This window comes from Winogradskyella ouciana (genome assembly GCF_965284585.1).
GTDB lineage: Bacteria > Bacteroidota > Bacteroidia > Flavobacteriales > Flavobacteriaceae > Winogradskyella > Winogradskyella ouciana.
Map to the genome: position 1 here is coordinate 508,730 of NZ_OZ260095.1, position 16,971 is coordinate 525,700.

General features: G+C 34.9%; 13 protein-coding genes. 8 read left to right on the forward strand and 5 right to left on the reverse strand.

Annotation, left to right across the window (positions count from 1 at the left end; translation table 11 throughout):
• Nucleotides 1-39: 39 nt before the first annotated feature.
• Nucleotides 40-1,533 (reverse strand): TrkH family potassium uptake protein, encoded by a 1,494-nt coding sequence (locus tag ACQ65V_RS02330; RefSeq protein ID WP_430466718.1) that lies wholly within the window; start codon nucleotides 1,531-1,533, stop codon nucleotides 40-42.
• Between the two features lie 17 nt (nucleotides 1,534-1,550).
• Nucleotides 1,551-2,900, reverse strand: a complete 1,350-nt coding sequence (gene trkA / locus ACQ65V_RS02335) for a Trk system potassium transporter TrkA (RefSeq protein WP_155088390.1) — start codon at nucleotides 2,898-2,900, stop codon at nucleotides 1,551-1,553.
• Nucleotides 2,901-3,133: 233 nt separating this feature from the next.
• Between trkA and ubiE the strand changes: the two genes are divergently transcribed.
• Both ubiE and ACQ65V_RS02345 read left to right on the forward strand, forming a co-directional pair.
• Nucleotides 3,134-3,865, forward strand: coding sequence for a bifunctional demethylmenaquinone methyltransferase/2-methoxy-6-polyprenyl-1,4-benzoquinol methylase UbiE (gene ubiE / locus ACQ65V_RS02340; RefSeq protein ID WP_430466719.1), 732 nt, complete (start codon nucleotides 3,134-3,136; stop codon nucleotides 3,863-3,865).
• A gap of 1 nt (nucleotide 3,866) precedes the next feature.
• The gene (locus tag ACQ65V_RS02345; RefSeq protein WP_155088388.1) at nucleotides 3,867-4,583 is read left to right on the forward strand and encodes a porin family protein; all 717 of its coding nucleotides are present in this window, start codon (nucleotides 3,867-3,869) and stop codon (nucleotides 4,581-4,583) included.
• On the opposite strand, the gene ACQ65V_RS02350 is transcribed toward ACQ65V_RS02345, so the two are convergent.
• Nucleotides 4,570-5,304, reverse strand: a complete 735-nt coding sequence (locus ACQ65V_RS02350) for a TrmH family RNA methyltransferase (protein WP_430466720.1) — start codon at nucleotides 5,302-5,304, stop codon at nucleotides 4,570-4,572. The two genes, ACQ65V_RS02345 and ACQ65V_RS02350, sit on opposite strands and share 14 nt — an antisense overlap.
• 113 nt (nucleotides 5,305-5,417) lie before the next feature.
• Here ACQ65V_RS02350 and ACQ65V_RS02355 point away from each other — a divergent pair, with 113 nt between their 5' ends.
• The 3 genes from ACQ65V_RS02355 to accD all read left to right on the forward strand — a co-directional run bounded on the left by ACQ65V_RS02355 (nucleotide 5,418) and on the right by accD (nucleotide 10,239).
• Nucleotides 5,418-7,991 (forward strand): BamA/TamA family outer membrane protein, encoded by a 2,574-nt coding sequence (locus tag ACQ65V_RS02355; protein ID WP_430466721.1) that lies wholly within the window; start codon nucleotides 5,418-5,420, stop codon nucleotides 7,989-7,991.
• A 120-nt stretch (nucleotides 7,992-8,111) separates the two neighbouring features.
• Complete coding sequence (fbaA, locus tag ACQ65V_RS02360; RefSeq protein ID WP_273288707.1) at nucleotides 8,112-9,179, forward strand: class II fructose-bisphosphate aldolase; 1,068 nt, start codon at nucleotides 8,112-8,114, stop codon at nucleotides 9,177-9,179.
• A 202-nt stretch (nucleotides 9,180-9,381) separates the two neighbouring features.
• Nucleotides 9,382-10,239, forward strand: coding sequence for an acetyl-CoA carboxylase, carboxyltransferase subunit beta (accD, locus tag ACQ65V_RS02365; protein WP_155088630.1), 858 nt, complete (start codon nucleotides 9,382-9,384; stop codon nucleotides 10,237-10,239).
• A gap of 55 nt (nucleotides 10,240-10,294) precedes the next feature.
• Here accD and ACQ65V_RS02370 read toward each other — a convergent pair whose 3' ends face one another.
• Nucleotides 10,295-11,137 (reverse strand): hypothetical protein, encoded by an 843-nt coding sequence (locus ACQ65V_RS02370; RefSeq protein ID WP_430466722.1) that lies wholly within the window; start codon nucleotides 11,135-11,137, stop codon nucleotides 10,295-10,297.
• A 75-nt stretch (nucleotides 11,138-11,212) separates the two neighbouring features.
• Nucleotides 11,213-12,319 (reverse strand): sensor histidine kinase, encoded by a 1,107-nt coding sequence (locus tag ACQ65V_RS02375; protein WP_430466723.1) that lies wholly within the window; start codon nucleotides 12,317-12,319, stop codon nucleotides 11,213-11,215.
• Nucleotides 12,320-12,498: 179 nt separating this feature from the next.
• Here ACQ65V_RS02375 and rpsO point away from each other — a divergent pair, with 179 nt between their 5' ends.
• The 3 genes from rpsO (at nucleotide 12,499) to ACQ65V_RS02390 (ending at nucleotide 16,856) form a co-directional block, all read left to right on the forward strand.
• Entirely contained in the window at nucleotides 12,499-12,768 is a 270-nt protein-coding gene (gene rpsO / locus ACQ65V_RS02380) for a 30S ribosomal protein S15 (RefSeq protein WP_155088381.1), read from the forward strand.
• 191 nt (nucleotides 12,769-12,959) lie between these two features.
• Nucleotides 12,960-15,215 carry a polyribonucleotide nucleotidyltransferase gene (locus ACQ65V_RS02385; protein ID WP_273288704.1) on the forward strand — a complete coding sequence of 752 codons (2,256 nt, stop codon included), beginning with the start codon at nucleotides 12,960-12,962 and terminating at the stop codon, nucleotides 15,213-15,215.
• A 219-nt stretch (nucleotides 15,216-15,434) separates the two neighbouring features.
• Nucleotides 15,435-16,856 carry a glycosyltransferase gene (locus tag ACQ65V_RS02390; RefSeq protein WP_430466724.1) on the forward strand — a complete coding sequence of 474 codons (1,422 nt, stop codon included), beginning with the start codon at nucleotides 15,435-15,437 and terminating at the stop codon, nucleotides 16,854-16,856.
• The last annotated feature ends 115 nt before the right edge of the window (nucleotides 16,857-16,971 follow it).

The window sequence follows — 16,971 nt, forward strand, 5'->3', positions numbered from 1 at the left end:
CTAGCTAAATTTTAAAAAATCTCAAAAAAAATTAAAATTTTATCTGTTTCGCCAGAAAAATGGAGTCAATAAAATAAGAATTGTAAATAATTCTAAACGTCCAAGAAGCATTAAAAAAGAAGCCCACCATTTTCCTAAAACAGGTAAGGCTGCATAATTATTCACAGGTCCAAAATCACCTAGAGCTGGCCCAACATTACCCAAACTAGAAGCTGAAAGTCCTACTGCAGATGTAAAGTCTATTTGAAACATAGAAAAGACCAAAGCACCAATTATAAAGGATAACATATATAGAATAAAGAACCCAAGAATATTAAAAACAATGTCTTTTGAAATGGATTTGGTGTTATACCTTACTGGCAAAATTGCATTAGGATGTAGTGCACGTTTAAATTCCAAAAAACCGTTTTTGATTAAAATAAGGTGCCTTACCACTTTAACACCTCCCGAAGTACTACCAGCAGAACCTCCCAAAAACATCAAGCCAAAAAAGAACACGGTTAAAAATGGTGTCCACATGGTATAATCTGCAGTTACAAAACCTGTTGTTGTAACAATAGCCAAAACCTGAAATAGTCCATGCCTTATAGAACTTTCACTTTCCCCTAAAACCATTGGATGCGCTATAGTCGATTGAGAAACATCAGCTCTAAAATATATTAAAAGGACTGCCACTATAGTGAAAGCCGCTATAAACTTAAAATAGAGTTTAAACTCATCATCCTTAATAATTTTCTTTACGTTACCCTTAAAGAGGTAATAACTCAAAACAAAATTCGTACCTGCCAAAAACATAAAAAAGATAATGATATATTGAATGGCAGGATTATCATTCCAATGCGCAATACTGGAATTTTTTGTTGAAAAACCTCCAGTGGATAACGTGCTCATTGCATGATTAATGGCATCGAAAAAGGACATTCCTGCTACTTGAAGTAGAATAGTTTCTGCCACTGTATAGCCAAAATAAATTAACCATAAACGCTTTGCTGTATCTGTAATTCTAGGATGTAGTTTATCACCACCAGGACCTGGTGCTTCAGCCGCAAACAACTGCATACCACCAACGCCAAGCAAAGGTAAAATGGCAATGGCCAGTACAATAATTCCCATACCACCAATCCAATGTGTCATGCTTCGCCAAAATAATATGCCTTCTGGCAAGATTTCAATATCATTTATTATACTGGCTCCAGTAGTGGTATAACCAGACATGGTTTCAAAAAAAGCATCTGTAAACGACGGAATGGCTTCCGTTGCCAAATAGGGCAAGGTGCCTGTAAGGGACATAACTACCCAACCAAAGGCCACAACAATGTAACCTTCGCGCTTGTTCATCTCTTTACGGTGTTTCTTGGTGCCATACATTGCGATAGCACCCAACAACAAGGTTGACAAACCTGCTAGAAACAAGTTTAAAGTAACACCATCTTTATAAATAAGGCTGATTAATGTAGCTAGCATCATAAAACCACCATTGAACAGCAGTAGCAGTCCAAAAAAATGGAAAATGATTTTATAGTTAAGATGCATTCGATACATAATAGTAATTATGAGAAAAAGGCTTCAACTTCAGAAATTGAGCGCGGCAAACAACATACCACTACACGATCGCCAGCCTCTATTTTAAAACTTCCAAGAGGAATCATACCGTTTCCGTTTCTTATAACTCCACCAAAAATAGCCGACCTCGGAAAGTTAAGATCCTTTATAGTCTTATTAGTAATTTTTGAATTTGGCTTTACCACAAACTCCAATAGTTCGGCATTCATGTTTGTAAGCTTGGTCATGGCGACAACCTCACCTTTTCTGATATATCTGAAAATATTATTGGCAGCTAAGAGTTTTTTATTAATTAGTGTATCAATTCCTATGGATTGAGACAATTGGTAATAGTCCATGTTTTCAACCAAAGCAATGGTTTTCTTTACACCTTTAGACTTTGCTAAAAGACAGGACATAATATTGGTTTCAGAGTTTCCGGTTACGGAAATAAAAGCATCTGTATCCGAAATATTTTCCTCTTCGAGTATTTCAACATTTCTACCATCACCACATATAACCAATGCATTAGGCAATTGATCTGCAAGATCCTCAGCAACAGGCTTTCTACTTTCAACCAGTTTAACGTTGAATTTACTCATGCACAAATCTCTCGCTGTCTTATAGCCAATTTTACTACCACCAAGAATCATCACGTTTTTAATTCCCATTTTGACTTTTCCTGATAATTCAAACAATTCTGCATCACCTCCTTTAGAGGTCATAAACACCACCTTATCACCTTCCTTAAATTGTGTATCACCTCTTGGGATAATGGTATATTGAGTAGCATAACGTTGTATGGCAATAGGAATGAAATGCAACTCAGGATATATTTCAGCAGCTTCCCTCACAGTTTTACCAACAAAAGTTGCGGTTCTCGATAAACGCAATCCCAACATGGTAAGTGCACCACCTTCAAACTCATAGGTGTCATTAAATCCATACTGGTTTAACAACAACTCTATTTCCTTAGCCGCTAAAGATTCTGGTGAAATCAATTCATCTATTCCAAATTGAGAAAAACCAATGGTCTCTTTTTCATCAATAAACTCAGTATTAGAAATTCTGGCTATTGTGCGTTGTGCACCAAGCTGTTTAGCCAGTACACTAGCTGTGATATTTGTAGTTTCAGAAGACGTTACGGCAATAAACAATGCTGCTGATTCTATACGCGCTTCCCTTAAAATGGCGATGGAAGTTGCATCCCCTTTTATGGTTTTTATGTCTAAATGCTCGCCTGCATAAGCCAAGCCATCTTTTTTGGTATCGATAAGGGTTATCTCTTGCGACTCATAGGACAATAGCTTTGCTAAATGAAATCCTACTTCTCCTGCACCTGCGATAATTATTTTCATTACGAAATGTTCAAAATAAACATGCAAATATACTAAGAAGTTATAAGTGAAGCTAAAGTTATAGCGACTTAGAAGTTTTTATCTGTTTCTTCTATAGAGATCACAATTTTCCTTAAGAAGGATTTAAATTACAGCTTTTCTTCGGTAAGCAATGCACTGATAAATTCAATTCTTGGATTTGGTCTTTAAATTTTCAAGTGAAAAAAATCACGTACTTTTGCCAAAAATTTTTAATGGCCAAAAAGATAAAACCATATAAGAATAGTGATGCTTCCAAGAAAGAGCAGGTAACGGAAATGTTTGACACAATTTCTAAAGAATATGACGGCTTAAATCGAGTTATTTCTTTTGGAATTGATGTAAAATGGCGAAATAAAGTCGTTAAATTAGTTTCTGAAAACAAACCAGAAAATATTCTGGATATCGCTACCGGAACTGGCGATTTGGCCATCAGCCTTACCTCTACAAATGCTAAAGAAATCATAGGATTAGACATTAGCGATGGTATGTTAGAAGTTGGCAGACGAAAAATAAAGTCCAAAAACTTAGATGGCATTATCTCAATGGTTATCGGAGATTCTGAAGATCTACCGTTTGAAGACAATACCTTTGATGCTATTACTGTTGCCTTTGGAGTTAGGAATTTTGAAAATTTAGAGAAAGGACTCGCTGAAATCTTAAGAGTCTTAAAACCCAATGGTATTTTTGTGATCCTAGAAACATCTGTACCCACAAACCCTGTTTATAAATTTGGTTATAACATTCATTGTAGACTAATTTTACCAATGGTTGGTAAATTGTTTTCAAAAGATAGAGTTGCTTATAACTATTTAAGTGAATCTGCCTCAGTTTTTCCATATGGTGAAGCACTGAACAATATTTTAAGGAAAATTGGGTTTATTAATGTCGAAGACAAGCCACAAACTATGGGTGTGGCAACAATTTACACAGCATCTAAAGCATAATATGAAAAGAATCATAATCTTTCTTGCACTAATACTGGCCTTTCAAAATGTGTCGGCCCAATTATTTACCAAAGAAAAGGTTGCAAATAATATTGATAACATAGACCAAAAGTTTTTGTCTTGGGGTTATTTTCTCGGTTTTAATCAATACGATTTTAAGTTTAATTACAACCAAGACTTAAAAGATATCTTGGTTGACAAAACCTTTGGGTTTCATTTAGGTCTTATAGGAGATATGCGTATTAATGATCACCTCAACCTTAGATTAGAACCAGGTGTTTTCTTTACCACAAGAAATTTACAGTATGATGAAAGCTATTTTGCAGGTACGGAATTTAATGATTCTGATTTGCTAAGAGAGGTGAAATCCACCTACATACATGTACCGTTATTATTAAAAATTTCAACCAAGCGCATTAACAATTTTAAGCCGTTCATCATTGGAGGGTTTTCCACAGCTTTAAACCTATCAAGTAATCAAGATAATCCAGATGATAATAGTGCTGGTGAGTTTAGAATGAAAAAAAGCACCTATTTCTATGAGATTGGTTTTGGTATAGATCTTTATTTGCTCTATTTCAAATTTACACCTTCAATCCGTGGCGTTTTTGCCATTAACGATGAAATCGTGAGAGATGCAGACCCAAATAGCCCTTGGACAGGCAATGTGGCAAAAATGCAAACTAGAGGTGTTTTCATCAACTTTACTTTTCAATAAGACGACGTCTAAATTCACTTAATACAATTGCCGTTGCATTGGCAACATTTAGGCTTTCTGTATTTTTACTTTCGCCATATTGAGGTATGGTAAGTTGCCGATCTACTTTTACTTTAATTGAATCAGAAATACCATTGGCTTCATTTCCCAAAACTACTATACCTGTACTGGGTAATTCAGTTTTATAGATATTTTCCCCATTCATAAATGTTCCAAAAACATCAGTATTAGTTGCTGACATAAATTCTTCGAGATTTAAATATGTGATATTGACACGTGTCAATGAACCCATTGTTGCCTGCACCACTTTAGGATTGTAACAATCTACTGTATTGGCACTGCAAACCAAATCCTTAACACCATACCAATCGCAAAGTCTTATAATTGTACCTAAGTTGCCTGGATCTCTTACATCATCCAATGCAATTATTAGTTCTTCCCTATCAATATCTTTAGTCTTGGGAATATTAAAAACTGCCAAAGCTGTATTTGGGTTTTTAAGTGAACTTATCTTTTTAAGTTCTGCCTCAGAAACATCAGTAACAAGCTGTTTTGGTGCGTCAAAAATCGGTTGGGTAGTATATAAATTCTGAAGCTTAAAATCTGAATTTAAAAATTCTTCAATCCCTTTTATCCCTTCGACTGCAAACAGCCCTAATTGTTGTCTATATTTTTTTTGGGTTAAACTTTTAATTAACTTTATTTGATGCTTTGTAACCATTAAAATGTCTTTACATTTGTTAGAGTTATTACAAAGTAAACCTTTTTGGACTAATTTTTGTTTATAACATCCAATATCAAAAAACAATACACCCATTGAGACTGCTACATCGCATGTTACAATTCATTAAAAAACATAAGGCCACTTATAGTGTATTGTTTTTTTGTTTCACCTGTTTATTTTTTAGTTCTTGTAATGTTGTAAAGCGTGTTAAGGCTGATGAACATTTAATAACTAAAAACACAATTATTGAAAACGGTAAGGTTAATAAGGAAGAACGTGTCAACAACATCATCATTCAAAGAACAAATCTTGGGATGGAAAGCTTCTTTGGTTTTCCGTTGAGGCTTCATGTCTATAACTTAGCTCGGCCAAACATTGATTCTATATTACAAGCTAAAGTATTGAGTGATTCTTCTAAAGTCCGTTGGAAAACCGCTTTACTATCAAAGAAGCAATTTGACCGAGAAATACAATCGCGTAAAAACTTTAACAGTTGGTTAAAACGTACAGGAGAAGCTCCTACAATACTAAATGAAGAAAAAACCGCAAAGACAGTTACCAATCTCAGAAAGTATTATTATAGTAAGGGTTGGTTTGACAATGAAGTGAATTATCAGATAGAAAAAGACAGTAGCAAAAGAGCAGAAGTAACCTATACAGTTGTTAAAAACAAACCGTACTTTTTAGACTCTTTGAAACCTATAATAAGCAGTCCTGCAATAGATTCTCTCTACGGTAAATTCAGTAAGGCATCATTACTAAAGAAGGGAGAACAATATGATGAGCAGAATTTTGAAAATGAACGCGAGCGTATCAATACATTTCTACGTAATTCAGGCTTCTATTATTTTGGGCAAGACTATATAAGGTTTGTAACGGATACCATTGGAACAAACCATAAGGTAAACACAGAATTGATTATAGCAGACCGCAGTATTAGAACCGATGATTCTACATCAATAGAACCCTTTAAAGTTTATAAAATCAAAGAGGTTAATATTTTTACGGATGATAATTTTGAAAATAGGTTTAAAGCTATTTCAGACACCACTACTTACAAAGATTACAACCTTTATAGTAAAGAGAAATTGAGGTTTAGACCCAAGGCACTTACCGATGCCATTTTTATTAATAAAGGAGACATTTACACGGATCTAGCGCGTAGTAGAACATCGAGATACCTAAATGACCTACAAATGTTTAGGTATCCAAGTATAGAGTATGTAGAAAACAGAGATGATACTACATTAACAGCAAATATTTACTTAGAACCCAAGAAAAAGTATGGCTTAAGTTTAGATTTAGATGTTTCTCAAAGTAATATTCAAACTATTGGGTTTTCAGTAACTCCCGGTTTAAAAATCAGAAATATTTTTAGAGGTGCTGAAACTCTAGAGATAAGTGGAATTGCAGCCATTGGTGCATCTAAAGATGGAAATGATAATGAGGACGCCTTTTTTGACATTAACGAGTTTGGTGGTAATGTGAGATTATCTATCCCGAGATTATTCACCCCTTTTAATACCGATAGTATTATCCCTAAATATATGTCGCCAAATACAGCGATCAACCTCTCTATAACAGGTCAACAAAATATTGGATTAGATAAGCAAACACTTTCTGGGCTTTTAAGTTATAACTGGTTACCTTCTACGACAGTTTCTAATACTTTGGAATTGTTTAATGTTCAGTTTGTGAAAAACTTAAACACAAGTAACTATTTTGGTGTTTACTCAAATTCTTTTGGAAGGTTAAATAGTATTGCTAGAAGTATTAACTACATTGGTAATGACGAAAGCTTGATAGATGATAGTTTACCTAATCGGTTTTCTCCAGCAGATCAATTTATTGATGATGTATTGGCAGGAAACACGAGTTTAACATCAAACGATGATGATTTTTTAATTGTAAATAATATAGAAGAACGCAAACAGCGATTAACAGAAAACAACCTTATTTTCTCCTCTAGTTTTGACTATAAAAAAGATAAACGTGCAAATATATTTGACAACGATTTCTCAATTTTTAAATGGCGAATAGAAATCGCAGGAAATTTATTATCCAATCTATCTGAAGTATTTGGCTCATCAAAAAATGAAAATGGAAATTATGAAGTATTTGGCGTAGCTTTTTCACAGTATTTTAAAACTGAGGTAGATTATGTAAAGTATTTTGACTTAGGTCGTAAAAACGTATTTGCTTTTAGAAGCTACGCAGGTATTGCTATTCCTTATGGTAACTCTAACAGTATTCCATTTGCGGAAAGTTTCTTTGCCGGTGGACCTAATGACAACAGAGCTTGGACTGCTTATAATCTTGGCCCAGGAAGTTCTACAACAACCAACGAATTTAACGAAGCTAACTTTAAAATTCACTTAAGTGCCGAACAGCGTTTTGGCCTTTTTGGAGATCTAAGAGGTGCGCTTTTTGTTGATGCTGGCAACATATGGAATGTTTTAGATAATGTTGAAGATGAAGAAGCAACCTTTACAGGTTTTAGCTCTTTAGAAGATATTGCTGTAGGGTCTGGTTTTGGACTTCGTTACGATTTTGATTTCTTTGTTCTGCGTTTCGATACTGGTTTTAAAACTTATAACCCTTCCCTGCCTGAAGGAGAACGCTGGTTTAAAGATTACAACTTTAGAAACGCAGTTTATAACATTGGAATTAACTATCCTTTTTAAAAAACACTTAACATATTACTATATCGTTTTCGGTATTTAATACCCGATTTATCTCTAAAAACCAACTCATAAATATTCAAAATTGCTTATTTTTGAGTCTAATTTTTCAATCATAAAATTATGAGTCACAATATTAAACCTGGCGTTGCAACAGGTAGAGAAGTTCAAGAGATTTTCAAGTTAGCAAAAGAAAAAGGCTTTGCCTTACCAGCTGTTAATGTTATAGGTTCAAATTCTATAAATGGTGTTTTAGAAACTGCTAAAGCGTTAAACGCACCTGTAATTATTCAGTTTTCTAATGGTGGTGCACAATTTAATGCGGGTAAAGGATTAGGTAATGAAGACCAAAAAGGTGCTATTGCTGGTGCCATCGCTGGCGCAAAGCATGTACATCTTATGGCAGAAGCTTATGGAGTACCTGTGATTTTACACACCGATCACTGTGCAAAAAAATTATTGCCTTGGATAGATGGTTTATTAGACGCAAGTGAAAAACACTTTGAAGAAACTGGAAAGCCTTTATATAGCTCTCATATGATTGATCTTTCTGAAGAGCCAATAGAAGAAAATATTGAGATTTGTAAAGAGTACCTAGCTCGTATGAGTAAAATGGGTATGACTTTAGAAATTGAATTAGGTATCACTGGTGGTGAAGAAGACGGTGTTGATAACAGCGACGTTGATGAATCAAAATTATACACGCAACCGGAAGAAGTGGCCTATGCCTATGAAGAATTAATGAAAGTGAGCGATCAGTTTACTGTTGCTGCTGCATTTGGAAACGTTCATGGTGTTTATAAACCAGGTAATGTAAAATTGACTCCAAAGATTTTAAAGAATTCTCAAGAGTACGTTTCAGAGAAATTTAATGTTGAGCATAATCATATAGACTTTGTATTTCATGGTGGCTCGGGCTCTAGCGTTGAAGAAATAAGAGAAGCAATTGGTTATGGAGTTATTAAAATGAATATCGATACCGATATGCAATGGGCATTTTTGAGTGGTGTAAGAGATTACATTGACGATAAAAAAGATTATTTACAAACCCAAATAGGTAGCCCTGATGGACCAGATTCACCAAACAAGAAGTATTACGACCCAAGGGTTTGGCTACGTAAAGGTGAACAAGCTTTTGTTGAGCGACTTAAAAAAGCTTTTGAAGATTTAAACAATATAGATACGCTGTAAAAGTTCAATAAATATTCTTAAAACCTATCAATACTAAAGATTATAGTTTTGATAGGTTTATTTTTTATGCTAAATTAGATAGACCTACAACTTTTGAGTTTAATTAATAAGTAGTAATTTTGCCCACCTAACTAACTAATTCATCAATTTACAGACAGAAGTAATTTGTCTATAATTGATGAACCCAAAATCGTATATCAATATGGCTTGGTTTAAAAGAAAAGATAAAGGAATACACACCTCAACAGAGGAAAAAAAAGATACTCCCAAAGGGCTTTGGTATAAATCTCCAACAGGAAAAATAATTGACACCAAAGAACTAGAACAAAATTTTTACGTTAGCCCAGAAGATGGTTATCATGTAAGAATTGGTAGTAAAGAGTATTTCGAAATTCTCTTTGATGATAATAAATTCAAAGAATTAGATGCTAACCTTACATCAAAAGACCCTCTGAAATTCGTTGATACAAAAAAGTATCCTGAGCGTTTAAAAGCTGCACAAGCTAAGACTAACCTAAAAGATGCTGTACGTACAGCTGTTGGCAAGTCCAATGGACAAGATTTAGTTATTGCGTGCATGGATTTTGCCTTCATCGGAGGATCTATGGGAAGCGTTGTCGGTGAAAAAATTGCAAGAGCTGCAGATTATGCACTAAAAAACAAAGTCCCTTTTATGATCATAAGCAAGTCTGGTGGTGCGCGTATGATGGAAGCAGCTTTATCATTAATGCAATTAGCAAAAACTTCCGTAAAACTCGCGCAATTGGCAGATGCCAAAATTCCATATATCTCATTGTGTACCGATCCAACTACTGGAGGAACGACTGCATCATTCGCTATGCTAGGAGATATTAATATTTCTGAGCCAGGTGCACTAATCGGTTTTGCTGGCCCAAGAGTTGTAAGAGATACAACAGGCCAAGAACTACCAGAAGGTTTTCAAACTTCAGAGTTTTTGTTAGAGCATGGTTTCTTAGATTTTATAACACACAGAAAAGACTTAAAGAAAAAAATTAATCTCTATATAGATTTAATAAAGAATCAACCAATAAGAGCATAAAAAAAAGCGAGCCAAATGGCTCGCTTTTTTTTATGCAATTAACTAAACCCAAAAACTAATTTAAAGTAATAGGGATTTCCGTACCGTTGTTAAAGGTAAATGTCGCTTGGTTATCGCAATCTCCGTCACCAAAATCAAAAACACCTCCAAAGTTGGTTCGCTGTACATCAAAAGAACCACTTACAAAATAGTAGCAGATAACCTCTCTACGTAATGGTATTATAACCTCGTATGTATGTGTGTTTCCATTTACGAAAGTCGCTTCCCAATCACCAGTAATTTCAAAAACATTGTCACTAAAAACTCCGCTTCCAAAACCTTCTATCCATTCTCTTATTCTTGTACCTTCTCTAGACGCCTGTAATCCATTTGGCCAAATCACTGTAATACTTAAATCGTGAGTAAATTGAGGATTTCCATTATCATTAGATAACTCTTTTAAGATAGAACGACTGGCAATAATGTTTTTAGCATCGAAATAAAAATCTACCAAATTGTAGTTGATAGCAATTTGTTGGGCCTCAGGATCTCTTGTATAATCAAAGACAATTTGTCCTTTAAGTAAATGACCTCTAACCAAACATCCTTCAGTACCAAAATCTAAAGTTACCTGTCTGTAGTTTTGTTGTACAACCACTGTAATTGTTACACAGTCGGGAATATCCCCGTTGTATGTAGTTCTGCCTGTTTCGCTTAATTCTTGACCTTCATAAGCATCGATTACAAGATCACCTAAAACATTATCAATTTGGTCTATTTCGGCTGAGCGCTCAACTTCTGAAGTGTCTTGAACTTGATTTTCTGTTTCTGTAGTTTCATCTTTACTACAAGATGTAAATGTTAAGCCCAAAACCATAAGGCCTAAGACTCCTTTTTTTAGTGCATTTAAATTCTTCATGATTACTTTTTTATTGTTAATATAGTGTTAAGACTACTCCAATCAAAAAAGGTTTAATTGGCAATAAAAATAATTTTAAGCTTTTTTTAGGTAAATTGAAAATTCAGTACCTACTCCTACTCCACTTGTCACTTCTACTTTACCACCTAAAGATTCAATATGGTTTTTGGTAATAAAAAGACCAATGCCTATAGCATCTTCATTGTAATGAAACGTCTTATACATTTGAAAAAGCTTATCACCATACTTCTCCATATCTATTCCCAAACCATTGTCTTTAATCTTAAAAACGATAAAATCCTCTTCAACTATAGAGGTTAGCTCAATAATAGGAGTTCTTTCTTCCGCTCTGTATTTTATGGCATTGGTCAAAAAGTTAAGCACAATACTATCTAAATAGGCAGGGACACCTTTTACAAAGTGACCCTCATCAATTTCATTATAAATTATAGCATTGGCATTTTGAGCCATAGCAATTATATTATACATGGCCTTTTCTACATAATCGTATAAATTAAGAGATTCTAATTTTGAAGGTTCAATTTCCCTGATTTTAGCTACTTCTGTAAGGTGAGAAACTGTTTCTTCTAGATTATCTACAGCTTTTTTCAGCATAACAAGGTGTTCATTATCCTTATGATTGCTAAAATCTTCTTCTAAAAATTCAGTTATCGAGGATAAATTTCCTGCATGTGATCTTAGATTATGTGTTACAATGTTTGCAAAAGCTGTTAACCGTTCATTTTGTTCTTTTACAACATTAAACATTGCTTTTAGCTTATCTTGGTTTTTTTGGCGATTAGTAACATCATTAAACTGCCATATCATATAAGGTTTGCCCTCTTTAAAATATACCAAGGATACATAAATTAATATCCACAATATAGAACCGTCCTTATGAAAGTAGCGCTGTTTAACGCGGTACTTATCAATTTTACCCGTAATAAGTTTTTCGTACTTCTCTTCATGTACACCAAGATCTTCAGCATAAATGATGTTATGGATATCCATATTAAAGAGCTCCCATCTTGTATAACCCAATAGGTCGCACACACTTTGATTAACCTTTAGCCAATTACCACCTAGATTTACAATTGCAATGCCGTTATAAGTATTGTTAAAAACGCGGTCTAATACATCGTGTGCGTTAGAAAAATTCCGACTAGAATCTACTGCTTTCATCCTTTTTATTTACAGGATTAATAGGTAAAAACTCTCAATTAGGTAAGGGAGGCTATCAAAATATTTTAATATAGACTAAAAGTTACGAAAAAAACCACAAAACGCAAAAAAAGTCCTATATTTGCCGCTTGAAAGAAAATCTTTCATAGTACATAAAAATCATTTACAATAATATTAGCATGTATTTAGATCAGAAAGCAAAAGAGAAACTTTTCAAAAAACACGGAAAGAACGAAAAGGACACAGGTTCTGCAGAAGGGCAAATTGCATTATTTACCGCAAGAATCGACCATTTAACAAAGCACTTAAAAAACAATCGCAAGGATTACAACACTGAGCGTTCATTAGTAAAATTAGTAGGTAAGCGTCGTGCTTTACTAGACTATTTAACTAAGAAAGATATCTTAAGGTATCGTGCAATAGTAAAAGAATTAGGATTAAGAAAATAATCTCAATATAAAGACCACGCCTTAAAGCGTGGTTTTTATTTATATATCACGCAGTCGAAAGCGTCTAAAATTCGAATTGAAGAAGCTTACACGGTTTTTCATTGGTCACACAACTACTACACAACAACACAACGACCATTGTTTAACAGTACTGACCATGCTCGGCATATCAGTACCCGAATTAAAAAATTATGATTCCAAAAACTTACAAAGAGGTCATAGACCTAGGTGATGGTAGAGAAATTTCTATCGAAACCGGAAAATTAGCAAAACAGGCTCATGGTAGCGTTGTGGTGCAATCAGGAAAATGTATGCTATTATGTACGGTAGTTTCTAACTATCATCAGGCGGATGTTGATTTCTTACCATTAACAGTAGATTATAGAGAAAAGTTTGCAGCTGCTGGTCGTTATCCAGGAGGTTTCTTTAAAAGAGAAGCAAGACCAAGTGATGGTGAAGTATTAACCATGCGTTTAGTGGACCGTGTATTGCGTCCATTATTCCCAAAAGATTATCACGCAGAAACACAGGTTATGATTCAGTTAATGTCTCATGACGATGACGTTATGCCAGATGCTATGGCAGGTTTAGCTGCTTCTGCGGCAATTCAATTATCGGATTTTCCATTTGAATGTCCAATTTCTGAAGCTAGAGTTGGTCGTATCAATGGAGAATTTATCATCAATCCAACACGTTCACAATTATTAGAGTCTGATATCGACATGATGATTGGTGCTTCAGCAGATTCAGTGATGATGGTTGAAGGTGAAATGGATGAGATTTCTGAAGAAGAAATGGCAGACGCGATTAAGTTTGCTCATGAAGCTATTAAAGAACAGTGTGCTGCTCAAGTAAGATTAGCAGAAGCTGTTGGTAAAAAAGAAGTACGTGAATACGAGCCAGAGCGCGAAGATGAAGAATTAGAAAAGAAAATCCATGACATGGTTTACGATAAAACGTATGCCATTGCAAAAGCAGGTTCTGCAAAGCACGAAAGAGGTGCAGCATTTTCTGAAATTAAAGAAGAGGTTTTCAACTCGTTCTCTGAAGAAGAGCAAGATGATTTAGGAAAGCTCATTCACAAGTATGTTGCTAAAGCACAGAAAATAGCGATTAGAGATTTAACCTTAAACGAAGGATTACGTTTAGATGGTCGTCAAACCACTGAAATCAGACCAATATGGTGTGAGGTAGATTATTTGCCATCAACACACGGTTCTGCGATTTTCACCAGAGGTGAAACTCAGGCGTTAGCTACAGTAACTTTAGGAACATCTAGAGAAGCAAACCAAATAGATATGCCATCATTTGAAGGTGAAGAGCGTTTCTATTTACATTATAACTTCCCGCCGTTTTCAACTGGTGAAGCAAGGCCAATCCGTGGAACATCGCGTAGAGAAGTTGGTCATGGTAACCTAGCACAACGTGCCTTAAAAGGTATGGTGCCAGAAGATTGTCCATATACAGTAAGAGTTGTTTCAGAAGTATTAGAATCTAATGGTTCGTCTTCTATGGCAACGGTTTGTTCTGGTACAATGGCATTGATGGACGCTGGTGTTCAATTAAAGAAACCTGTGTCTGGTATTGCCATGGGATTAATTTCTCAAGGTGATAAATATGCTGTTTTATCTGATATTTTAGGTGATGAAGATCATCTTGGTGATATGGACTTTAAAGTTACTGGTACTGCCGACGGTATTACAGCTTGTCAAATGGATATTAAAGTGAAAGGATTGTCTTATGAGATTTTAGTGAATGCACTAAAACAAGCAAGAGATGGTCGTTTACATATCCTTGAAAAACTAACGGATACGATTGCACAACCAAATGAAGACGTTAAGGATCATGCACCAACAATGGTGACAAGACGCATCCCTAATGAGTTTATTGGAGCATTGATTGGTCCTGGTGGAAAAGTAATTCAAGAATTACAAAAAGAAACCGACACAACTATTGTAATCAATGAAGATCCTGAAACCGAAGAAGGTATTGTAGAAGTGCTTGGAGTTGGTAAAAAAGGTATTGATGCTGTAATGGCAAAAATCGATTCTTTATTGTTTAAGCCCGAAGTTGGTAGCGTTTACGAAGTCAAAGTCATTAAGATGCTAGATTTTGGAGCTGTTGTAGAGTATACGGACGCGCCAGGAAACGAAGTTCTTTTACACGTAAGTGAACTAGCTTGGGAACGCACAGAAAATGTGTCTGATGTTGTAAACATGGGAGATGTATTTGATGTGAAGTACTTCGGAGTCGATTCTAGAACACGTAAAGAAAAAGTATCTCGTAAGGCATTATTGCCAAAACCAGAAGGTTTTAAGGAAAGACCTCCAAGAGACAACAACCGTGGACGTGATAATAGAGGCAGAGACAATCGTGGACGCGACAATCGCAACAGAGATAATCGCAGAGACGATAGAAAACCTAGAGAAGATAAAAAAGAGGATTAATTCTTTTTTGAAACTTTATAAGCTAGAAGCCCATCAAAATTTGATGGGCTTTTGTTTTTCTAAAATGTTATATCAACAAGTACATATAACCCATTGCATGAGACCAACACAAAACTAAAAGATCATATAATTTCTTAAATAAATATTAAAAAAAATCTAAATCAAAACTTGTCACGTACATCTCTTGTAAATTATTAATTAAAAAGGAGATAACAGCCTATGGCTTCAAAATATAATGCCCTAAAGAACTTAAAACTTAAGCTAGATTTCAATCTTAAAAAAATAAAGACTTTTGTAAACACGACCTTATACGGCAACGGAAAAACTCAAAACCCTCACAATAAAATTGTCCTACTTAGTACATTTATCATATTAACCATTGGGCTCTATTTCTTTTATGTTTTCCATAATGATTTGGAGCAATTCAATGTTGACAGAAGAAGCTCAACAATTGGCTTAACCTTCCTAATAATTGCCACTTTATTATTTATATACAAAGTATTTCTATTTATCTACACAGCTTACAACTTTTACAAGTATAAAGCCATAGAGTCTGTTTCTGATAATGAGTTGCCAACCTGTACTGTTATTGTACCAGCTTATAACGAAGGAAAACAAGTATATGATACCTTAATGAGTTTAGCTCAAAGTAACTACCCTATTGAAAAGCTGCAATTATTGTCCATTGATGATGGTAGTAAGGACGACACATGGGATTGGATGCGACAGGCTAAAGAAACACTAGGTGACAGAGTGGAAATATTCCAACAACCAGAAAATAAAGGAAAAAGACACGCACTTTACAGAGGTTTTAACCTTGGGTCTGGAGAGATTTTTATTACGGTAGATAGTGATTCTATAGTTACCGAAGATACTTTGAGAAATTTGGTAAGTCCATTCTCTAAAGACGAAAAATGTGGCGCTGTTGCAGGTAACATCAGAGTATTAAATAACAAAAAGGAAATTCTTCCTAAGATGCTCGATGTCAGTTTTGTGATGAGTTTTGAGTTTGTCCGCTCGGCAGAAAGTAACTTAAATTCCGTACTCTGTACACCAGGTGCTTTAGCAGCTTATCGCCGTTCTGCAGTTTTTAACTGTTTGCCAGAATGGATCAACCAAACCTTTATGGGGCAACCTTCAGATATTGGTGAAGACAGAGCCATGACCAACATGATATTAAAGCAAGGCCAACATGTATTATTTCAAAAAAACGCTGTAGCCTACACCAATGTACCGGAAAAATACCCAGGACTTTACAAAATGTTTATCCGTTGGGCAAGAAGCAACGTAAGGGAAAATTTAGCTATGGCTAAATATGTATTTACAGATTTTAGGGAAGGTAGTAAACTAGGCAGTAGATTGCTATTTATCAGCCAATTCTTAAGAATTGTAATGAGTTATCCCTTTGTAATTTTTATGCTATTTTTTGTTTTGACACATCCACTATTATTCCTTGGATCTACATTAATGAGCATCTTGGTGGCATCATCTTTTGCAGTAGCGTTCTACGCTTATCGTTACGAGTTAAAAGAATCTATTTGGGCATATAGTTACAGTATCCTCTACACGTTTGCCTTATTCTGGATAACTCCCTATGCCATTGCAACGGCTAATAAAAGAGGTTGGTTAACGCGTGGATAGGCAGAAAATAATTAAACTGATTGTCAGAACTATTTAAGAAAACCCATCATAATTGATGGGTTTTTACTTTCATTTTCACATTCTGTCACCGACAGACTGACAGTTTTAGTCAACT